This is a genomic window from Synergistaceae bacterium, assembly GCA_031267575.1.
GTDB lineage: Bacteria > Synergistota > Synergistia > Synergistales > Aminobacteriaceae > JAIRYN01.
Genome location: JAIRYN010000031.1, coordinates 47,464 through 68,969, shown reverse-complemented (window position 1 = coordinate 68,969; position 21,506 = coordinate 47,464). Strand labels below are relative to the sequence as shown.

The window sequence follows — 21,506 nt, the reverse complement described above, 5'->3', positions numbered from 1 at the left end:
TGATTGATATCCTGGTCGTGTTCCGCCCCGCATCTCGCGTTGATAAGCCATAAAAGGAGTTTAACATGAAAGTAGACATATGGCAAGAAACCAAATACAAAATAAACGCCACCGTTGGCGGCGTTGCGATTCTCATCCAACGACTGAAGCCATTGGCTTTCTCATCGCTTTATCATAAATTCATAAATTCAACATAAAAAAGGCTCCCCGCGCGAGGAGCCTGGAAAATCGAAGCCCGAAAAATCCGCCACTTGAATGTTCCCGGTTCGAATTAATCGCCGCTGACCAACGCGGGCGAGACGTCAAAAGAGGACAAGAACTCGTCAAGAGACGATACGTCCTGCGACACTTCGTCCGGCGTCAAGGATACGTCCTGTGACGCCTGGAGAACCTCTGCCACGGGCAATACTTCTTCTTGTGTGGGGGGGAAGAGGTCGGGATCTCGAATCACCACCCGTGCTCTGCTAAGAAGTCCCTGACTGAAGTTGTTCAGAGCTTCGCGTTCTTTTTGCTGTTGCAAAATCGCGCGGAGGTCCGCGCTGACTTCTTCGTAAGAGGTTATCTTTTCCTCGACAGCCTCGTTCTTGACACCCACCACGAAGTCGTCGCTAGCGACCTCAAAGACGGGACTAATCGCTCCCACTTTGAGAGGTTTCATCGGCGAAAAATAACCGTCAAAAGCAGAATCAGGAACAAAAGAATCCGCCGTTACTCGGATGGTTCGCAACGAGGAAACCAAATCAGCGGATGTGGCTGCTTCCCAGGGTTCGCCATCAAGCAAAAGGTCCCTCACACGCTCGGCTTCGTCCTGAGAAGCAAAGTTCGCCAAGTTGACATTAAAGCCGCCGGGATTTCTGAAGAAAATGTTTTTCGTGCTTTCGTAAAACTCCACCGTCTCATCCTCGCTGACCATAACCGTACCAATAGACTCCTGGATCATCTGCTGGTTCGCCATTTGCTGGGCAAAGTTTTTCTTGTAGTCCTCTACTGTGACGCCAGAACGTTCGAGGAACTGGTAAAATGCCTCACGCGTTGGAAAATACTGATCTGCGTAGTCCTTCATCGCCTGTTCCGCGTCCGCGTCGGAGATGGCGATACCGCTGTCTTGAACCTCTTGGGCCATCTGTAACTCCACGGCGTACCGGTCAAGAGCAGCCCGGTAAACAAAAGGCAGATCCGTTGACTCCAGTTCTCTGGTTCCTATATCCTCCAAATACAGCCGAACTTGCTCCTCCAGCTCGGAACGCATCAGCCTTCTGCCGTTTACGTCGGCCACAACATAGTCCCTCATTTGGCCGGGAGAGGTTCCGTCTCCTCGGCGAGATCCGGAGTCGTACATCAGAAACGTGGAGAGGAGAAACGCCAGGACAATAACAAGCATAATCCAACGCATCTGCGTTCTCAAATGACGCATCAAGAAAACCACCTTCTTTCATTAAATATAAATTATCTTTAAATGTAGATTATCTTATAGATGATCTTTTAGAAATTATATTTTATCATTCAAGCATCGAACAAGTATCGAAGCGAGCATCGAAATTCTCAACACTCCCCACAAACGAGTGTAACGACATCACACTTTTCTGAAAGAGCGGCTCCACAGAAAAGGCACTCCTAAGAGAGGGAGGATTACCATGAAGACGAAGGCCGCGTCGAGACCCAACAGGTCCGCTAGCTTGCCAAAGGGCGAAAGTAGAATGTTGCTGAAGCCCCAAGCCAGCCCCATGACGATGGAGCTCGCCGCGCTGCGCTCGTTAGGGGCAAGGTTCTGAGCGATGGAGACTGTCAGAGGCAACGTCGAGTAAACACAGGCAACACCCAAAACAGAGAGCGCGGTCGCAAAAAAGCCCGTGGCGAAAAATGCCGCCCCTAAAACAAGGGTTCCCATCAACAAACTGATCTGCAAGGTTTTTTTGTTCCCCAATCGCCTGGCGATGGCGCCCATGGGAATCATCGCCAGAGTGCTACCGCAGGTAAGGCTGAAAACGACGGTTCCCACGGACTCCAACTTGCCGCCCTCCGCCGCGAGTTTCAAGGGCAGAAAGAAGCGCATACATTGGAAAAGCAGGTCGCGAATCAAAGAGACGGCCCAGATAGGATAGAGCACCGCAAAAAGGGTTCCGATGGTCCTGAAAAAGCCCCTACGTTCACCGTCGTTCCGTAAGGGTTCTTCCCTCAGAAAAGGCATGGAGAAGTAGATACAAGGCGCCAAAAACAAAGCCGGCAGAAGCGTCAGGTAGAGTCCCCGATATCCCCAAGCCTTCACAGCCCCCACCGCGATGATGGGGCTGAGCATTGTCCCGACAGTCCCGGCGATGTTGAACCAGGTCAGAGAACGCGTCAGTTTGTCCGGTCGGGAGATGTAACCGATGCCTCCGCTGCCCTGAGGATGGAAGAGAGCGCTGCCAAAACCCCAGAGTCCGGCCGCGGCAATGGCCGCCCAGTAGGAACTCGTGTTGGGTAGCAGGACGGCGCCCAACCCGCAAAGGATGGGGCCAACGACCATCAGGACAGGTCTGCGTATGCGGTCGCACAGATAACCGATTGCAGGCTGACAGCAAATATGAAAAAATCCCACGATAACGTTGAAACTGCCTGCCAGAGCGTAAGAAAGCCCCAAATTGTCTTTGATGAAAGGGATGAAAGTCGCCAGAAAGGCGGCGTAGGTATCGTTGACCCCGTGGGCGAGGGATATCAAGGCCACCCTCATCTCTGGTAAATGTGGATAACCTCTAAGATTTGCGGCTTTTCCAGACATCATGACTCTCCATTTGGCTCTCCATTTGACTCTCCATTCTCTCAAAAAACAAATCTCTCAAAAATACAAAATGCCGCGTTTTCACCCGCGGCATTCCAACGGCATGTTTCAGCGAAAAACAACTGGAACTTCGTCCTAAAACTCCGCCGATTTTCAACCGATTTTTTAACCGATTTTTAACCCTAAATGTTCAACGACCAGGAGCGGTTAGCGTTTCAGAATGTGATCCATTTTTTATCAACTGGCTCGAAGAATTCTATTTTCAGCAATTTCGCGCTTCGGTCGAAGTAGAGCACGTACCGCCTAGCCCTTCCTGCCATCACGTCAAACACGTAGATAGCGTCCAGAGCCCCCGGTACGTAGTTCTTCTTCACCATTCCGTAGCCCACGTGGTCTGCTATGCTGTAAACACGATCTAAAGTGGAACCCAACATTTCTGGCCCGATGACGGGGTCCACAGGGTCCCCCGAAAACACGATTTTACCCGTGGGATTATATGATCGATCAGGTCTCACCGCGCCGCCTCCCGGTAAAGTACCATCGGGTAAACCGGTGAAGGTTTGAGGTTTTTTGGACGAAGCGATTTTCGTCAGATCCACTCCCGGACCTGTACCCCTTCCCGCGCCCATGTTGGCGGCGGATTCGTTAAAAGACTGAGTTTTAGCGTTGGATCCGGCCACAGCTCCTAACCTTTGGGTAGCGGCGAAAGAAGAAGAGGCAAAAGATAAGGTCAACCCCACCGCGAATAGAAAACCTTTCCCCAAATACAACTTCTCCACCTCCCGTACTTTTTTGCGCTCAATCCAGAAAATCCTTCAATTTACGGCTTCGGCTTGGATGGCGCAACTTACGCAGTGCTTTGGCCTCAATCTGACGAATACGCTCTCGGGTGACCCCAAACTTGCGTCCCACCTCTTCGAGAGTATAAGAATGACCATCCTCCAGGCCAAATCGGAAGTGCAGCACCTCTCTCTCTCGAGTGGAGAGGGCGTCCAACATATCCTCGATCTGCTCATGAAGCAAGTGTCCCGCCGCGGCTTCGTCGGGGCTGGGAAGATCCCTGTCTTCGATGAAATCCCCCAACTGACTGTCTTCTTCTTCACCAATCGGCGTCTCCAGAGAGACGGGCAACTGAGCTATCCGGCGAATCTCCTCCACTCTGGAGGGGTCTATCTCCATCTCGGTCGAAATTTCCTCATCCGTGGGCTCTCGCCCCAGCTTTTGGACAAGCTGTCGCGAAATACGCACCATCTTGTTGATCGTCTCGACCATATGCACAGGTACTCGAATCGTGCGAGCTTGGTCCGCGATAGCGCGGGTGATCGCTTGGCGTATCCACCAGGTCGCGTAGGTGCTGAACTTGAATCCCTTACGGTAGTCGAACTTCTCCACGGCGCGAATGAGCCCCAGGTTCCCCTCTTGAATGAGGTCCAGAAAAAGCATCCCCCTGCCGATGTATTTTTTCGCGATGCTCACCACCAGCCGCAGGTTCGCGTCGGTCAGCTTCTGCTTGGCCCGAAGGTCGCCCTCCTCCATTTGCTTGGCCAAAGTCACCTCTTCCTCTGCCGTTAAAAGAGAAACCTTTCCGATCTCCCGCAGGTACATGCGCACAGGGTCCGTCAACGGAATATCGTCGAGCTTTCCCATGTCGGCGTCAAAGGACGGCAGAAGTTCCTCTCCCATCGTGACCGTGGCCTGTATTTTGCTCCGGCTTTCCTCCTCCACCACCTCGATACCCAACTCCTGAAGGTTGTTCAGGATGTTGTCCAACATGTCAGAGTTCCACGTATCCAGCGGTATGTGACGCTCGATATCCTGATGGGTGACGAAGCCCCTCCCCTGGCCCTCGTGAACGAGGTTGCGCACCTTGCCGAGATACTCGACCGTATCGCTCTTAGGCGCTTCCGTTTTGATGGTATCCGTATTTTCTCCTTGCACGGCTATATCCTCCATAACTCGATTTTTAGCGAGTGATTATAGCACTATACACCCAAATACATACCGAAAAAAGGCGGAAATTGCATTTCCGGAGAAGGGCCTACCATCTGACGAGTTTCGGGCAACTCCATTTCGTATAACAATTTACTGATCCGGAGCTGCAAAAGGTCGTCCGTTTCGTAGGCCATACAAAAGCGTCTGTACCCGAACTTCTCCGCAAAGTAGGAAATATTCGCCCGGTCGGCAATCTTATCGGCCTCGAACATAGACTCAAAATTACTCAAAAACTCCTCTTCGCTGAACAAAACGCTATCGCTGACCAAAACGATAACCTTCATATTTTCGAGAAGCAACGTTTTGTTCCACAGAGAACAAAACGCTACCCCCGCCTTGATATCCTTCTGGTCGGCAAAATTATGGCCCAGCAGTTTCTCCATCTCTGGAGAGTAGCCCAAAAGCATCATAAACCCCAAACTGATACCATTAGCCGCGTTGTATTTGTAAAAATTATCACGCATCAAGCTACCTACGCAACCGCTGAGCATCGACGTCATGAAAAAAAACTCGCTTCCCACCTCTAGGCACAAGGCGGCTATTCTTTTCAGTTGAGAACTATGCAGTGAATTAATAGAGATCAGCTTGTAGTCCACCCCGAAGGGGAACCACGAAGCGATCTCCAGATCCAGATCCGAATTCCAGTAGCGCAACACCTTATCTCCTATCCCATTCCAGCGGTTCCATCGGATTTCAGATTCCTCAGGCAACTGCGCTCTTTTGCTCTTCTTCCGCCGTCTGTCGCTCTTCCAGCTTTTGTCGCTCTTCTTTGATGACTTTCGCCACGTATTCCACCAGTTGAGAAATCTCCGGCTTGGTGATCTGGTACTTAGCCCCTACGCTGGCGGCCTTGGTCTTAATGTCCTGGGCCATGATGGAGGAGAAAACAATAATCGGAAGATCTCGCGTAGCGGCGTTTTCCTTGAGGCGTCTCGTCAACGCGAGCCCGTCCAGGCGCGGCATCTCCACATCCGTAATGAGGACGTCGTAGTGAATATCTTCCTCCATAATACAGTCATAGGCCTCTTTCCCGTCCGCGCAAATTCTAAGATTGATAAAACCGCCCGCTTCCATGGAATCCTTGATCTGCTTACGTATCAAGGGCGAGTCTTCGGCAATAATGATATGGTATTGTGAAAGATCCCCTAGGCCCTTAATCACAGTTTGAGCCGCCGTCAGGTCTAGCTTCTGGTGCATAGCGAGCTGAGGGCTGATAGCCTGGACGATGGCCTCATAGTCCAGAAGAAGCACGTTTCGCGCATCCCTCTTGATGACGTAAAGAATCCACTCGCCTAAATATTTACCCGTCAAGGTCGAATCCAGGTCCTCGGAGTTGATGCGGTAGATCCGCTCCACCGCGTCCACCACGAAGCCCAACTTCACTTCATTAAACTCGGCAATGATCACCTTGCACTGTTCTCTCTCCACGTGGGAGTCCACGTTCAGAAACACACGAAGGTCCACCAGGGGCAACACTTCGCCTCTAACGGAGGTGATTCCGATCATCGCGCTAGGAGTATCAGGAATAACCCGACACCCCGGCCAGCGAAGTATCTCCCGCGTCTTGTCCACATTTATAGCAAAAGATTGCTCTCCTAAGAAGAAGACCACAACCTGCCATTCATTTGTTCCGACCTCAGTTATAACCTTCTTCACTTCCTGCATCGGAGACCCTCCATTCTATAGCTATCTATGGCTTATCTTCAACTTACTTCAGTTTATGGCTTCCGAAAAAATATCGAATCCAGAGGCCACACTCCACCTTACTCCCTTACTCCTATCTAATATACATCACTCCACTAAAACCATCAATGGTCTTTTCCCCTAACTCAGTTTCCTTTTCACTTTTTCCGTCTGCGCGAACCACAGGAAAATCAACACGACCAAGCCCGTCAGGTCGGATTTCCAGCCCGGGATCATCAGCCCCAAAGCGCCGCCCAACGCCAAGATCCGCAAAAACCCGTTCAAAGGCGCCTTGTAGTAGCCTATGGTAGCCATCCCCAACAGGAACACCCCGATCAAAGCCGTCACAACGGCCTGGGAAAACACGAACGGTTCGAAGCCCACTAAAACCAATATGGGATTGTAGGCGTAAATATAGGGGACGAGGAATCCCGCTAGAGCCAGCTTCGTGGCGGTGATGCCCGTCTTCATAGGGTCAGCTCTGGCGATGCCCGCCCCGGCGTAGGCCGCGAGAGCCACGGGAGGAGTCAAATCAGCCGCGATGCCGAAGTAGAGCACAAACATATAGGCGGCCATTTCGGGAATCCCCAATCTGATCAGAGCCGGGGCCGCCATGGTGCTTGTCACGATGAAGTTTGCCGTGGTGGGTAAACCCATGCCCAAAAAGATGGAGGCCACCATAGTGAAGACCAAGGTCAAAAACAGACTTCCGCCCGCCATAGTTACAATAGCATGAGCCAACTTCAGCCCTAACCCCGTCAGCGTCGCGGTTCCGATAATGATTCCCACCGTGGCGCAGGCACAGGCCACACCCAGGGAGCTTCTCGCTCCGTTGACGAGCCCATTCCATAGCTTTTGCGGAGTCAACCAAGTATCTCGCCTCATATAGGAGGTGAGCACCGTGAGGAGAATACCGTAAAACGCCGCTTTGAGAGGCGTGTAACCCGCCACGAGGAAGTAGACAATGCCCCCCAGGGGGAGAAGCAAGTGGCCTCGTTCAAGGATGAGTTTTTTCAGGCTCGGAAGCCTGTCCCGAGAAAGACCCAATAAACCTAGGCGCGTAGCCTCGAAATGGACCTGAACGATGACGGCGATATAGTACAACAAGGCAGGCACCACCGCAGCCAAGGCTACTTCCAAATAGGAAATTCCCATGGTCTGAGCCATGATGAAGGCGGCCGCTCCCATTACGGGCGGCATAATCTGCCCTCCCGTGGACGCCACGGCCTCCACGGCTCCGGCGAAATGAGGTTGATACCCCACGCTTTTCATCAAGGGAATGGTAAACATGCCCGTAGTGCAAACGTTGGCCACGGAAGAGCCGGAGATGGTTCCCATGATGCCCGAACTGACCACGGCCACCTTGGCGGGTCCGCCCGCCGACCAACCGGCCAGAGCCATAGACAGGTCGATGATATACCTGCCCAATCCGGTTTGTTCCACGATCGTGCCGAAGAGAACGAACATGAACACAAATGTGGCAGATACCGCCAGAGGCGTCCCAAAGACCCCCTCCGTTCCCAGGTACATATGGTTGATGATGCGGTAAAAATTGTAACCTCGATGCTGGAAAAGGGCGGGGGCAGAGCGCCCGAAAGCGCAATAGAGAATAAAGAAAATCGCGATGACCGGCAATACGGGGTTAGAAACCCGCCGGGTCGCCTCCAGAACCATCACTATCCCCAGACAACCGATCGCCAAGTCCGTAGAGCTGGGCAACCCCGCTCGTACTATCATGGAGTAAAACTCGTTCCCCGTCAGTTTTCCGAGGAGCCCCGTCAGAAGTCCTGCCTGTCCTAACACGGGGTAAAACTCGAAGACTATGTACAACGTGACAACGGCCCCAAGAGCCGCCATGAGCCAATCGTACCAGGGAATACGAGTTTTGGAACTCTTAGAGTTCATGGGATAGAGCAGAAACACCAGCACCAAAACGAAAAAGAGGTGTATCGCACGCTGCCGCATCTCCAGTAATAATCCAAAAGCCGATGTGTAAAGATGAAAAAGCGACATAGCCACGGCAAATATATTGACAAGCATACCTACCCAGCCCCTAGGGGCTCGAAACCGCGATTCACTGTCGTATTGCCTTTTAATTTCCTCCACATCGATATCGGTTACCATTCCTACATCTAATCCTACGTCTGATCCTACATCTAAATTGACCTGATCCGTTACCTGAGCCATGTTTGTACCGATCCTTTCAGCAATATTTTCCACAGTAGTAGAGACACAAATAGTATAGACACACGGTCTCCACACGCAAACGTTCGGATGCCCAGGTCAACAGCCACTGCACGGTCTTGGTTTTCGGCTTCAACGTCAGTAGCTATTAGAACGCGTATGAACCGTCTACCAGACTCTAGACTCATATCGTCAATTCCGCCTTCATCGGCCCACCTCCCTAAATCATCGTAAACACAGCGTTAAAAGCGCCCCCGCAAAATGCTCGAAAAGCTCCACACGCCGACCTGTCGGCAAAGTCAGAACGTTGCGTCCCACTCGGACGTCACCAACTCTCAGGCGAATATCGTTAAAAGGCCGCCGTCTCCCTATGTACCGATACCAAGGGGGATCGTAAATGAACCTCCCCAGATGTGGAGCTTCCGTCGGGAGGCCTGCGTTGGTGGATTGAGTCCGTTCTTCCCAGAGCCACAAAGCATCTCCCACGACGTAGTATTCGTCCACCACAGGACACAGTTGCACGGAGTGAATGTACTCCATAGAAAAGGTTTCCCCCAAATAAAGAGGAAAAGACAACACCGTCGTTCCCGCCCTGTCGCGCAATTCGACGCGCCGAACAGGAATAGAGAGAATAAACGCCACTGCTAGAAACAGCATAGCGACATAGACAATTTTAGTGTAGGGTCTCAAGGATTCTCATCCAATTGCCGCCACAGATTTTCTCCACCACGTTTTTCGGAAACTCTTGGTCGAGGCGCTCAATAAAAGGGGCTACGTGCCTATAAGAGGGGAAGACGCTCATGTTCCGCTTCTCCTCCGGTCTATCGAACTCGCACAGGTCAAAACCAAACCCGATGTGATCAGGCCCCACCAGGTCAACCACATGGTGGATATGGTCGAAAAACCCTTCGTAAAGCGGTTTGCCCTCTGGAATATGCGCTAGCGGCGGTTCCGATTCCTTGGCGTAGAATATTCTTTCGTCGAAATCTTCGCTGGGATAAACAAAATGGATCATATTGTTGAGGCCCATGACGCCGCCTCGGAAAGCCAATTCTTTGATCTGAGGGTCGGTGAGGTTCCGCGTGACGTTGGCGAGGGATCGGCAATTGGAGTGGGAGGCGATGAAGGGCTTTTGAGAGAGCGCGAGAACGTCCGCGAATCCCGCGTCGTTCAAGTGGCTGACGTCCAATACCATTCCCAATTGTTCCGCTTCTTTCAACAATTGCACCCCGAAAGCCGTGAGTCCCCCTGGTGTCCCCTCGGGAATAGGCCAGAAATGACAGCCGTCCGCCGCGTAGTTACGTCGGCTCCAAGTCAAACCCACAAAGCGCACACCTAGCTCGTAGAAAGGTCTCAGTAAAAGGAGGTCGTTCCCCAGGGGCTCAACTCCTTCAAAGGAAAGCAGGAACGCCGCCCGTCCTTCTTCCACCGTTTTTCTGACTTCTGCGGCGTTACGACACAGGGCGAAAAGTCCCTCGGATTCCTCCATTTCGCGGTGGAACATCCCGATTTGGTCCAGAGCGTGCCTCAAAGCCATCTCCGGCAGGTATTGGTCGTGAACGAAGAGCGAGCATATCACCACGTTGACCCCAGAGGTTTTCAGGTCTTCCAGATAGAAACGCTCAATGACCTTTCGCTCCCCTTTTTTTCTCAGGCGGAAGACATCGCATAGAAGATCGTAATGGGCATCGACAATAATGGGTCGCACGAGTACACCACATCCTTACGCAAGTCGAAACTTTCAAAACAAATTCTGAGATAATTATGTAAGTATACCATCTCTTCTCTGGAACACCATCTTTTGTACGCCGAGACCCTTTGACACGAAATGGATTTTCTTTCCGAAATAGCGTAAAATCTTCTACGGAATAGTCTCAAGTCAATCGACTGAGGTGGGAGGAATCGCTTTGAAGTACGAACAAGGGTTCAAAAGCGCGTCGTTGTTGAGCATTGTGTGCGCAACGGCCTTCTTCTTTGCGATGGACGTTTCGGCGGAGGGAGCGGAGACGTTTCGTATAGAGCAAAAGGAAGAAGCCTACATCGGTTGCGAGGTGGTGCTCTCGTTGAGCGGAAATGCGACTAAAGCGTCGAACGCTATATTTGAGTGGTCTTTCGAGGGCAACGTAAAACCTATTCTTCTTTGCAAGGGAGGGTTGGAATGTCGTTTCACGCCCTTCGACACGGAGCCGATCTTCGCCTCCGTTACGGCACTGGACACCGAGGGGCGGGTCTTGACGTCGGCGGATGTGTCTTTGACTCCGAAGGAATTTGTTGTGGATATTCTCATGATCGAACCGGCTCCTTTTATGCTGTGGGATGCCAACTCAAAAAAAGAGGTGGGCGCCGATGGCCTGATCGCGGGAGAACCCGTGATGTTCGATTTGCGGCTTGTTCCCGATTACGCGAAGGAGATCCGGACTCGGTGGAGCACGGACGCCGCTACCTCTATACGCAGTGGAGAAAACGAGCGTCAGGTCACAATCGCCCGCAATGAGATTGGAGACGCAGAGCTTTCGGTGGTGGTGGCGGATGCCAAAGGCATTGTCTTGGGGCGCGGAAGTAAAAACGTCAGCGTTCCTATTTCTCGGACAAGGGTCGAGGAATCGATCCAACAGAAAAACGCGTGGAACCAATGGCTTGAAGCCTTGAGCCTGTGGGACGCGAAGAACTTCGACGAAGCCATGAAAAACGCCGTGGAGGCCGCGGATAAAGACCCGAAAACCCTTGAAATCGCGGAAGGACTCAAAATGATGAGCGGCAACTACGCCCGCGTGAAGAGATCCCGTAAACTCACCGCGGATGCCGTCGCCCTGCAAAACGAACAGAAACTCGTGGAGGCTTTGAAAATCTATCGACGCGCTTACGCCGCGTGGGCCTTGGCGGAAACGGAGACCATCATCAAGTATCTGGAGGCGGAGGTGGACAAAGCACGCCTCGTCCATCAGCAAGCGGAGTGGTTGAAGGACACGGCGGCGGCTTATGACCAAGAAGGTTTTTTTGAAGACGCCCTGAAATACTATAAGGACACTTTGATTCTGCAAAGCAACGAAGCCGTGTCGCAACGGGCCGAACGCATCGAAAAACGCCTGGCATCCATCGCTCAGGCCAATGCTTTCGCGAATGAAGGGCGCGATTTGGAGACGTCCGGGCAACTGTTGGAGGCATTGGCAAAATACAGGGAAAGCCTGAAACTGGAGAGCAACTCGGAGCTGGAGGCTCACACCGCCGAACTGGGCGAAACCATCAAAGAACGCAGGAATCGCGCAGCGGTGTTGCGTAAAGAAGCCTCTGACTTGGAAAAAAAGGACAACAACGCTAAAGCGTTGTTGCGCTACAGGGAAAGTCAAGCTTTGTGGCCAGATCCCAACTTGGAAAATCGTATCGCGCTCCTGGAGAAGACCGTCACGGATGTGCCTTTACAGGCGGTGCGGTCCGCGGAGGACTTTGGCATAGGAACCCAGACTGACGCCACGCGCCTCTTGCAGGAGGGACATACCCTCTATAAAAAAGGCAAATATCGGGAGTCCTTAGACGTTTACCACAAGAGCTACACCATTTCCCAAAACCAGAGACTAGCAGATTGGATCAGCATCGTCGAAACCTCGCTCAAAGAGTACGAATCCGTTCTACAGGCCAACGTTCTGATTAAGGAGGCCAACAATCTCTACAACGAAGGCAACTATTTCGAGGCGCTGGAAAAGTACAAAGAAAGCCTCGTCATCCATTTCAACCCCGAGGTGGAAAGTTTTACGAAACTCATAGAAACCAATATGTTAAACGCCGACTTGTGAAGCGAAATCCGTTGAAGACATTCTCCTGAGCGGCAATGGGATTTCGGCCGGTTGTGTATTGTGTCTGAAAGGAATCCGAAAGTCATGAAAAAAATCATTGTATGTTGCCTTGCGCTTTTTTTGTTTTTGCGCGCTTCAGTTGTTATCGCCGCCTCCCCCGACTTCGAACCGTTGCGTTTTTCTCTGGTGGCGTCTCCGGATATGCCCTATCCTGGCGAAACGGTGAGGATACGCACCGAGAATTTTTCGTCGAATTTTTCTCCTGGGGGAAAATTCGACGAAACGCAATATGGCATTCGCTGGGAGTGGCAGGGAGGAGTGAGCGATTTCCGAGTGGAAAGTAGTAATACCGTGACCTACGAGATGGGAGTGGAACCAGCGACACTTTCCGCCAGCTTTTGGGACAGGCTCGGAGGAAGTGACTTGGGAACTGCCGCCCTCACCATCACGCCTCAGCGTCATTCGCTTACCGTGAATAATCTGACTCCAGAGGAGACGGTTCAGTTATGGGACGAGGCGACAAAATCCATGATGGAAAGACGGGGCAGAATGGTTAAATCGAAAGTCGCCCTGGATGTCGTTTTGGAACCAGTTCCACAGAAAGAACTTCGATACCAGTGGACTTCCAACGAGGGGACCATTCTGACGTCGGAAGTAGGAAATCACTGTCTCGTTTACCGGGAAACGCCGGGACGGGCGGAGGTCACCGTCATCGTGTCGGATAGGAACAACGTAACTTTGGGACAGGCGATATACGGTTTCAACGTGGATATCTCCTACGCGATGCTGGAGCGAAGCCGCCAATTGGTCCGAGGCTGGGAACGCTGGAGAAACGCCCTCGCGTTGCGTGAAAAGGGAGAGATCGAAAGCGCCTTCGTCCAAGCCAGACAGGCTGCCGAGGAATTGTTGAACGGGGGCGTGAAAGATGACGTGCTGCGCAGCGAACTCGAACGGTTTAAACAGGTCCGAGACAACTATTTTCACGCTTTAGAGCTGGCATCCCTGGCGGCGTCCCTGTGGCGCGACGGCAAGTTAGAGGAAGCCCTGACGCAATACCGGCAGGCTCGGGCATTCTACGCTCATGCCTCCATAGAAAAAAACATCACGGAGATCGAGACGCTTTTGGAACAAGCGCAGGCCGTGGAGGATAGCGCGGCAACCCTCGTCAAAGAAGCGGAGCGCCTAGAGAAGGCTGGGGATCTGGAAGGCGCTCTGGAAAAGTACAAAGAAAGCCTGCGCCTTCGTTTCAATCCTCAAGTTCGCGCCGCTCAAACCGATGTGGAAGCTCTGCAGAAGGCCATACAGCGTAAAAAGGAGGTCGCGGAAGCGGTTCGAGAGGTGGGCGTGATGCTTGAAGCCCAGGAGAATCTGGATGATGCCCTTACGAAGATGATTGAGTCCAGAGAAATATGGGAGCTTCCCACTATTGCCGCCGACGTGAAGCGGATTCAGGGGAAAATCATGGACCAGCTTCGCTGGCAAAACGAGAGCGCGCGGCTGTCTGAGGCAGCGTCGGTTTTAGAGGCTCGGGGCTTGCAAGACCAGGGAGATCCTAAAATTTTAAGAGAGGCATTGAGTAAATATCACCAAGCCCTGGACGTATGGCGGGATAGTTCTTTCGAACGATCCATTGAGCGCGTAACATCCCATATCGCCCGTATCGACGACGATGTCGCGCAAGCCACTTTTGCCTTCAAGGAAGGTGCGCTTCTGGAGGAGAGTGGACGCCTGGAGGAGGCATTGAATAAATATCGCCGCGCCCAAGATATCCGCAGAACTGGAGACGCCGAGAGAAAGATCGGAGAACTTACCAAGCGCATCGAAACGAAAAAGAAGCTAGCTCTGGAAGCTCAGGCCCACTACGCTCAAGCCACTAAACTCGAAAAAGGGGGAAACCTGGACGGGGCATTAGAAAGCGCGCGAAGGGGTGAGGCTTTGCTTTCCGCCAATGGGCTGACGGTCAAGGATCTTCCTCTGGACGAACTGGAGGCGGGAGATATCGCCTCGACCGTCAAACGTTTGGAAAACACGCTAGGAGCCCGCAACAGCAAAATCGCACGGGCCGCGGAATTGGCGGCTCAGGCGCGGCAGGAGTCTCACCCAGAAAAGGCACTAGACCTTTTTCGCGAAAGTGAAAACCTTTGGCACAACGAAGAAGTCGCCCAGATGATTCGAACCCTTCAGGAGCTTCTTCGAGAAACTCGCGACGCGGAAGAACGGGCCGCCGATCTTTACAAAGAAGCTGTGGTCTTGGATAGAGAGTCGAAGTTCGAAGAGGCGAAGGAAAAATTACAGTCGTCTATCACTCTCAAACGGATGCCCGAAGCTGAAAAACTACTGACCGAGGTCCAGAAGAAAATCATCGAAAAAAACTGGATCGAGACGTTGTTGCCCCAACCTCTGGAGCTGAAAGCTCTCCCTCTTATCCCTTATCTAGGGGAGCGAACCACCGTTCGGATTGAGGGTGGCGCTTGGACCGTGGACGAGGGGTTGACCTATCGTTGGAAGGTGTCGGGTAACGTAAAAGATAACGCGCCTGTCGGCCAGGGGCACGCTTATGGTTTTTACCCGGCGGACGGTCAGCCCGTGACAGTCGCGCTGACCGTGTTGCAAGCGGGAAAAGAGCGGGAATTGGCGACGCGGACCTTATCCCTTGTGGCGGAACCCCGTTACGTGAGGCTAACCGTCAACGAGAAAGCCCGGACAGCAAAACTCTGGAATACGACTCTGAAGCGCTTGGAGGAAGCCAACGAGTTCTCGACAGGCACGGATATGGAAATTCAAGCAGAGGTCATCCCTCTGGCGGAAGGCGCTGTTTCTTACTTCTGGAGCGCAGATCCGGATTCCATTTTGGTGGCGTCTCTCGACAGCGGCGTGGTGCTGCGAAGACCTTCACCGGGGATGAGCAGGGTCAACGTCATGGTCAAAGATTCTCGTGGGATCATTTTGGGCAACGGTCAAATCGACTTTCTGGTAGCTGTTGATAAAAGCGAAATCGCCCGGGATTTCAAGCGCTTCCAAGCATGGGAGAGATGGACGGAGGCCAAAGATTTTTGGAGCGAGGGCAGGCGTCTTCAGGCCATAGATAAGGCGACGGAGGCATCTTCTTTGGATCCACTCGATCCCGACATCTCTTCCGGCCTGAGCCAAATGAAGGGAGACGTGGGGAAAATGGAGCAGGCCGCTCGCCTTTTGTCGGAGAGTTCTCTCCTCCTGGCTGGCGGACAAGTCGAGGAGGCCGAGGCGAAAATCGGAGAGGCCGAAAGACTCTGGTCTAACGAGAAAAACAAAGACATTCGATATGACCTGTCGGAGGCCTGGACCCGCAGGCGCAGGAATGTCATTCTGGCGGAAAACCTGCGTGCCGAGGGAGACGCCCTTTTGGCGCAAGGCTCGAAAGTGGAGGCGTTACTTCGCTTTCAAGACAGTTTCCTGTTGACGGAAAACGACGCGGTCAGCAAAGATATCCTGCGCCTGACCCAAGAGATCGCGGAGGAGAAAGCGCAGATCGCAAAAGCTCGCGACCTTCGAGAAAAAGGCTACACCTTGGTGGACAGAAAACACTACAGCGAGGCCCTAGAGTATTTCACCCGCAGCTTGACGCTTCACGCTGACCCCTACCTGACGGCTTACATGGATACACTGCGAGAGTGGGCGGACAGGGAAAGGGTCGCGCGGGTGGAGGCATCTAGGCTGCGAGGCGAGGGTGACGCCCTCATGAAAGACAAAAAAACCACTGAGGCCCTGGTGAAATACAAGGCAAGTCTGCGCGTCTGGTACGACGACGAGCTGGCCGCTCTGATCAAGAAGGAAGAAGATCGCATAGCCGAGGCAAGGGCCTCTCAACTGCGCAAAGATGCCGAGGCCCTCATCAAGCAGAAAAAAAACGTCGAGGCTCTGGCGAAATACAAAGAAAGCCTGACCTACGCCCACAATGACACTGCGGCATCCTACGTGAAAAAGGCCGAGGATGCGGAGGCCAAAAGGCGCGCCGATGCCTTGATCAAGGAGGGTGACGCTCTCGTCAAACAAAAGCAGTCTGTTGAGGCCCTGCAACGTTATCGGCTTGCCCAAGCAGACGCCCCAAACGACAAGGCTCTGCAGGAGACCATTCGGAAGCTGGAACTTATGTTGGCTCCGGTTGTGGCGGAGACGCCCCTGTCGGAAAACGGGGATTTGCCGGAAGAACCCTCTCCAGACGAAAACACGTCTTCTGACCAAGGGGACACGCGCGACCTGGTGCAGGCGGACGCCCTTTTCAAAGAGGGTAACGAGCTCTATAAGCAAAAGAAATACAGAGAGGCGCTACAAAGATATAAAGAAAGCTACAAACTCAGCCAGAGCCCAAAATTGCTGGATTTTGCGAATCAATTGGAGACCACTTTGGATAACATGGAAAAAGCCAACACGCTGGTGCAGGAAGCCAATGCTCTTTATAAGGCCCAAAAGTACGAGGAAGCCTTGGCCCGTTACAAAGAAAGCCTAAATTTCCACGCGAATTCCGAGGTCGCGACGTTTATTCTCAAAGTGGAAACGTTGTTGAAATAATATTGAAATAATATTGAAGTAATATTGAAGTAATATTGCTTATGGAACAATGATGTCACCTCAATCCGCGAGATACTTTCTAAAAATCCGCGTCATTCTACGTTGTTTAAGGGAACAGCGATTTTTTATCTTTCACCATTTGGCGAAAAAAAGGAAACGCTCTATCCCTTACACTGAAAGGATTTATGGAGATTTTTCGACCTCATCTCGCGGATGGGGGTGTCAACTTTCTGGTTAACACACATAGAATTACGCCAACTACTCAGGGTTAGTCAATAGTTTACTGACAGCAACAAACAAAAAAGCTGATAGGCAGAAAGATTACATTGGAAAGACGCTTTCACCTCATGAGCGAGAAGAGAGGCATGAGATAATGAAGGTTAATCACATTGATTTCCTTGTTTTTGTGCGTTTTACTCTTGTAAATTTAGTAATGGGCCTATATAATTTTGCCAGATGCCAGATGCCAGATGCCAGATGCCAGATTATTCTTTAATGACTCCTCCAAAGGAGAATTTTTTCTCTTTTTATAGTTTTTTCGTGCCCGTTTGCGGCGCGACGTTTTCCGATACCATTGGCAATCAAACTCTATACGCCGATAACGGCGATTCTGTCCTCTATTTGATGGGCGCGCCGCCTTTTTTACGCGCGTCTCCATTTATTCATCAAGTCATTCATCAAGTCATTCATCAAGCTCTGAGTCATTACGAATTATGGGTCATTGTGCTGTTTTTAGCAGGGGGTAAGCGACTATCAAAAGGCGCGCGCTTTTGGAGTAAACTCCAAAATCCTGTTGAGTAAAGGATACGATTATGCCTGTAATTGCATACATAAAACAGCTTCGCCCCAAAAGCTGGCTGAAAAATGTATTCGTGTTCATGCCGCTTGTATTCTCGCTTGAACTGACGAACTTACCAAAACTCGCGATGTGCGGTTTGGCGTTTGTGGCGTTTTGTTTGACATCGTCGACAGTCTATACTTTTAACGACTTACTGGATGCGGAGCAAGACGCGGAGCATCCAATCAAATGCCGCCGCCCGATTGCCTCCGGCGCGATACCGAAATCGGGTGCCGCCGTATTTTGTGCTCTGTTGCTTATTTCAGGTTTGACGCTTGCGTTGTTCGTCAACCTGCCGACTGCGGTGATCGCGGCGGCTTACCTCGCTATCAATGTCGCGTACACGATACGCCTAAAACACTTAGCGATTATTGATTGCTTTTGCATAGCAGCAGGATTTGTGTTGCGGGTGTACGCGGGAAGCGCTGCGATCGGCGACAAGGTATCGAACTGGCTGTTTTTGACCGTCATTGCGATGTCGCTGTTTATGGCGTTCGGTAAGCGGCGCGGTGAAATGATGAAAATGGAGGGTTCGCTTACAAGACACGCCTTGGAGCAGTACGATTTGCGTTTTCTCAACGGAATGATGTTCGTTTGCGCCGGGTTAATGGTTGTGTTTTACTCGTTGTGGGCTATGGCGCGGGGACTGAATATGATTTACACCGTGCCTGTCGTGATTTTTATCGTGTGCAAGTATTTATTGCTCGTTCACGATGACGATTCCCACGGAGACCCGACCACGGTGATATTCGAGGATAAGACCCTACTCGCCGCAAGTGGCTTGTACGCTCTACTGACTGTCGGCTTACTCTACGCGGGGAGGTTTATGTGAACGTTTACGATTTCGACGGCACTATCTACGACGGTGACAGTTCCCTTGATTTTTGGCGATACTGTCTGAAAAACAAGCCCGTTAAGTCGGTGTATTTTCTCGCGTTGATACTCGCGACCGTGCTGTATAGCTTGGGGTTTTACAGCAAAGAACAATTCAAGTCGAAGTTCTTCGCATGCGTGAAGTCGCTCGCCGATACGGAGCAAACCGTGCGCGAGTTTTGGTATACACACAGGAAGAAAATCAAAACATTTTATCTTGACGAGCACAAAACGCTTGACGAGCGCAAAGCGGGCGAAGTAATTATATCCGCTTCTCCGGAGTTTCTGCTCCGACCGCTCTGCGATGAGTGGGGCGTTACTCTGATTGCCTCACGCGCAAGTCCGCGAACCGGGGAATGGCTCGGCACGAACTGCCACGGCGCGGAAAAGGTCAACCGTTTCCGCGCGATGTTTCCAGACGTTGTCGTCGCACGGTTTTACTCCGACACGTTGTCAGACGAGCCAATGGCCGCACTCGCAAAATCCGCGTTCTTAGTAAAGGGAAGGCGGATAATCCCATGGGGCGAGTACAAACCGAGCTTCGCGAGCAAGGTCAAGCGCACCTACTTCTCGCGCAAATTTATTTCATTCGTGTTTTGCGGCGTGATTGGATCAATAACGGCGATTACTGTTTCGGCTTTCTCGTCATTAATTATTGATCCAACCATCGCATATTTTATCGGCTATGCTGTAGGGTTGATTCCGGCGTATGTGTTGAGCGGTCTGCTGACATATAGACTTGCGTTAAAACAACTATCGTTCACGCAGTTCGGGCGATTTTGCGTATCGTATACACCGAGCCTATGTATTTTGGTGGGGTTCGTTGGCGTGTGCATTAACTTGTTGGGGTGGAATAACATTTTCGTATATGCTCTCGCCGCGTGTTTGTCTGTACCGCTGACGTTCGTGCTGACAAAGTGGTTTGCGTTTGGAAAACATAACAATAACAACCTAAAACAACCTAAACAAAGGGGAATTTTCAAATGATTAAACGCAAGGAAAATGACAAGGAAAATGACAAGAACATCTTGCTGATTGCCGTGGGCGGATTGGCGCTGTTCTTCTTGACTATGCTGATCGTCCCGATTGCCGATGACTGGCATTACTTAACCTCGCCGACAATTCAATCGGGTTATCGTATTGCTCAATATCGCAGATTTTTCGATATTCTGATTGGTTTATTCAATCAGGCGCACCCTGAAACGTTTCCGTGGCTTAACCGCGTCTTAATTGTGTTCACTCATACTGTGGGCGCGGTATTCCTATATAAAATCGCGAGAGAAATACTCGACATAAGAGCCAAAATTGCTCTCGCGTTTGCTCTGCTATTTCTAATTGGCGGAAACACAATCGTGACTGTCATCAACTACGATTGCTTCAATCAGACTGGAAGTTTGATGTTCGGAGCGATAGGTATTTATCTGTTTGCAAACGCAAAGAGCATCGCCAAGAAATTCATCGTTTATTTTGTGTCGTGCACACTGGCGTTATGCGCCAAAGAAGCAGGGATTGTTTATTTCGCTATTATTCCGTTATTTGGATTTATTAAGAACTTGAATGACGGCGATTTCAACACAAAATCGGAAATAAAAACGCTTGCGAAATTTTATGTTCCCGGATTCATCTGTGCGTTGGCCTACTATTTATCGCCAATTATCCAGTCTGAGCAGTTATGGATTTACGGAATGAGAAACGATCCGATAACAAGCTACGTCATAGGAATCGCACGGAGATTAGGGTTCTCATATACGCAAATAGACCAGACGTCAATCATAACGATTATCAGAAGCAAAATACTGACAATAGAGGTCGTATTTACAAGCGCTTGTGTTCTATTGTCTATCCCAATACTTTTATTATCGTTATCAGTATTTGTTAAACTTGTTAAAGACAAAAACAAGAGCGCAATAGTGCTTTTGCTAATTGTACTACAGTCGATAATTGTTTTTACACCAACATTAATTGCTTTGCCAGGGGGTTCGATTTGGAGTCAAAATTGCATAGTGTTTTTCGCGAATATCGCCTTTGCCTATCTTCTGAATAAAACCGAGGGTAAAGCATTGAGAGTCTGCGTGAGTAGTTTTGTCATAAGCTCTATAATATCCGGTGCAGGATCAATGTATCAAGGTATTCAAACAGGAGTAAGACAGAAAAACGCAATTGAAGCTATTGAAGCGCGATATGACCACAGTAAAGAGGTTTCAACCTATAAGGTTTTCAATTTGAATAGTAACAGATCTAAAGTTTCCTCCTATCCATTTAGATTGCGTACGATACAACAAATATTTGACTTTGGCCGTGATATGGTTTGCATTTTTGGTTATGACGCAAAATGCACACGCATAAATTTAACAAACGACGAATTTGAGTACAAGGGTAATAAAGACACTTTGCCCTCATATGTGGAAATGACCGATGACGAATTGCTCGCCCACGCGCAGAGCGAAGCACAAAACGCTGTTGATAGCGGCGACTATGATTTAGCTCTCGTTGTTCTGCATACAGACGAGTTCTATCTGTATCAAAAATAGAATGATCCGTAATGCGTTGGAAAGATTATTTTTATGTGATCACAGGCAAGTTATGGACAAAGGGGAAAGAGAGTGTTATACTTCCCTCTGGTTTAACTGAGGTTTAACCGGTTTGATATTGAATAAATTTGAAACGTGTCCTTTAAGTCCAGTCCAGAGAGGCTGGTAAGGCGATTAAACACGTGGCATAAACGCGAATTAAGGCGTGCCCTGTCGACTTGCAAAGGACGGCGGGCACGCCTTTTATTGTGGGCAATGATGGGATCAATGATGAAATCAATGATTAGGTCAAGGTTTATGCTTTTCAC

15 protein-coding genes are annotated in these 21,506 nt (G+C 50.8%); 6 read left to right on the top strand and 9 right to left on the bottom strand.

Annotated elements, in window-relative coordinates; translation table 11 throughout:
• Positions 1-271: 271 nt before the first annotated feature.
• The 9 genes from LBJ36_04565 to LBJ36_04525 form a co-directional block, all read right to left on the bottom strand.
• On the bottom strand, positions 272-1,414 hold the full coding sequence (locus LBJ36_04565; GenBank protein MDR1378305.1) for a SurA N-terminal domain-containing protein: 1,143 nt from the start codon (positions 1,412-1,414) through the stop codon (positions 272-274).
• Between the two features lie 159 nt (positions 1,415-1,573).
• Complete coding sequence (locus LBJ36_04560; GenBank protein MDR1378304.1) at positions 1,574-2,704, bottom strand: MFS transporter; 1,131 nt, start codon at positions 2,702-2,704, stop codon at positions 1,574-1,576.
• A gap of 269 nt (positions 2,705-2,973) precedes the next feature.
• Entirely contained in the window at positions 2,974-3,528 is a 555-nt protein-coding gene (locus LBJ36_04555) for a hypothetical protein (GenBank protein ID MDR1378303.1), read from the bottom strand.
• 28 nt (positions 3,529-3,556) lie between these two features.
• Entirely contained in the window at positions 3,557-4,696 is a 1,140-nt protein-coding gene (gene rpoD, locus LBJ36_04550) for an RNA polymerase sigma factor RpoD (protein MDR1378302.1), read from the bottom strand.
• Positions 4,697-4,740: 44 nt separating this feature from the next.
• Positions 4,741-5,460 carry a hypothetical protein gene (locus LBJ36_04545; protein MDR1378301.1) on the bottom strand — a complete coding sequence of 240 codons (720 nt, stop codon included), beginning with the start codon at positions 5,458-5,460 and terminating at the stop codon, positions 4,741-4,743.
• Entirely contained in the window at positions 5,453-6,415 is a 963-nt protein-coding gene (locus LBJ36_04540; protein ID MDR1378300.1) for a chemotaxis protein, read from the bottom strand. Before LBJ36_04540 ends, LBJ36_04545 begins: the two co-directional genes overlap by 8 nt.
• 159 nt (positions 6,416-6,574) lie before the next feature.
• Positions 6,575-8,557, bottom strand: a complete 1,983-nt coding sequence (locus LBJ36_04535) for a TRAP transporter permease (protein MDR1378299.1) — start codon at positions 8,555-8,557, stop codon at positions 6,575-6,577.
• Between the two features lie 285 nt (positions 8,558-8,842).
• Positions 8,843-9,307: a DUF1850 domain-containing protein gene (locus tag LBJ36_04530; GenBank protein MDR1378298.1), complete on the bottom strand. Its 465-nt coding sequence runs from the start codon at positions 9,305-9,307 to the stop codon at positions 8,843-8,845.
• Entirely contained in the window at positions 9,291-10,325 is a 1,035-nt protein-coding gene (locus LBJ36_04525; protein ID MDR1378297.1) for a dipeptidase, read from the bottom strand. Before LBJ36_04525 ends, LBJ36_04530 begins: the two co-directional genes overlap by 17 nt.
• Positions 10,326-10,524: 199 nt before the next feature.
• Between LBJ36_04525 and LBJ36_04520 the strand changes: the two genes are divergently transcribed.
• The 6 genes from LBJ36_04520 to LBJ36_04495 all read left to right on the top strand — a co-directional run bounded on the left by LBJ36_04520 (position 10,525) and on the right by LBJ36_04495 (position 21,198).
• Positions 10,525-12,408: a hypothetical protein gene (locus LBJ36_04520; GenBank protein MDR1378296.1), complete on the top strand. Its 1,884-nt coding sequence runs from the start codon at positions 10,525-10,527 to the stop codon at positions 12,406-12,408.
• Positions 12,409-12,492: 84 nt separating this feature from the next.
• Positions 12,493-16,956, top strand: a complete 4,464-nt coding sequence (locus LBJ36_04515; protein ID MDR1378295.1) for a hypothetical protein — start codon at positions 12,493-12,495, stop codon at positions 16,954-16,956.
• Positions 16,957-17,412: 456 nt separating this feature from the next.
• Entirely contained in the window at positions 17,413-17,757 is a 345-nt protein-coding gene (locus LBJ36_04510) for a hypothetical protein (GenBank protein MDR1378294.1), read from the top strand.
• Between the two features lie 11 nt (positions 17,758-17,768).
• A complete protein-coding gene (locus tag LBJ36_04505; protein ID MDR1378293.1) occupies positions 17,769-18,626 on the top strand; it encodes a UbiA prenyltransferase family protein in 858 nt (285 codons plus the stop codon).
• Positions 18,623-19,654, top strand: a complete 1,032-nt coding sequence (locus LBJ36_04500; protein ID MDR1378292.1) for a haloacid dehalogenase-like hydrolase — start codon at positions 18,623-18,625, stop codon at positions 19,652-19,654. The genes LBJ36_04505 and LBJ36_04500 overlap by 4 nt, the downstream gene beginning before the upstream one ends.
• The gene (locus LBJ36_04495; GenBank protein MDR1378291.1) at positions 19,651-21,198 is read left to right on the top strand and encodes a hypothetical protein; all 1,548 of its coding nucleotides are present in this window, start codon (positions 19,651-19,653) and stop codon (positions 21,196-21,198) included. Before LBJ36_04500 ends, LBJ36_04495 begins: the two co-directional genes overlap by 4 nt.
• Positions 21,199-21,506: the final 308 nt, after the last annotated feature.

Bases quoted from the DNA above. Each gene is read 5' to 3' on its own strand.
- LBJ36_04565 (MDR1378305.1), bottom strand. From the start codon at position 1,414: ATGCGTCATTTGAGAACGCAGATGCGTTGGATTATGCTTGTTATTGTC.
- LBJ36_04540 (MDR1378300.1), bottom strand. From the start codon at position 6,415: ATGCAGGAAGTGAAGAAGGTTATAACTGAGGTCGGAACAAATGAATGG.
- LBJ36_04535 (MDR1378299.1), bottom strand. From the start codon at position 8,557: ATGGTAACCGATATCGATGTGGAGGAAATTAAAAGGCAATACGACAGT.
- LBJ36_04515 (MDR1378295.1), top strand. From the start codon at position 12,493: ATGAAAAAAATCATTGTATGTTGCCTTGCGCTTTTTTTGTTTTTGCGC.
- LBJ36_04510 (MDR1378294.1), top strand. From the start codon at position 17,413: ATGCCAGATGCCAGATGCCAGATGCCAGATTATTCTTTAATGACTCCT.
- LBJ36_04505 (MDR1378293.1), top strand. From the start codon at position 17,769: ATGCCTGTAATTGCATACATAAAACAGCTTCGCCCCAAAAGCTGGCTG.
- LBJ36_04495 (MDR1378291.1), top strand. From the start codon at position 19,651: ATGATTAAACGCAAGGAAAATGACAAGGAAAATGACAAGAACATCTTG.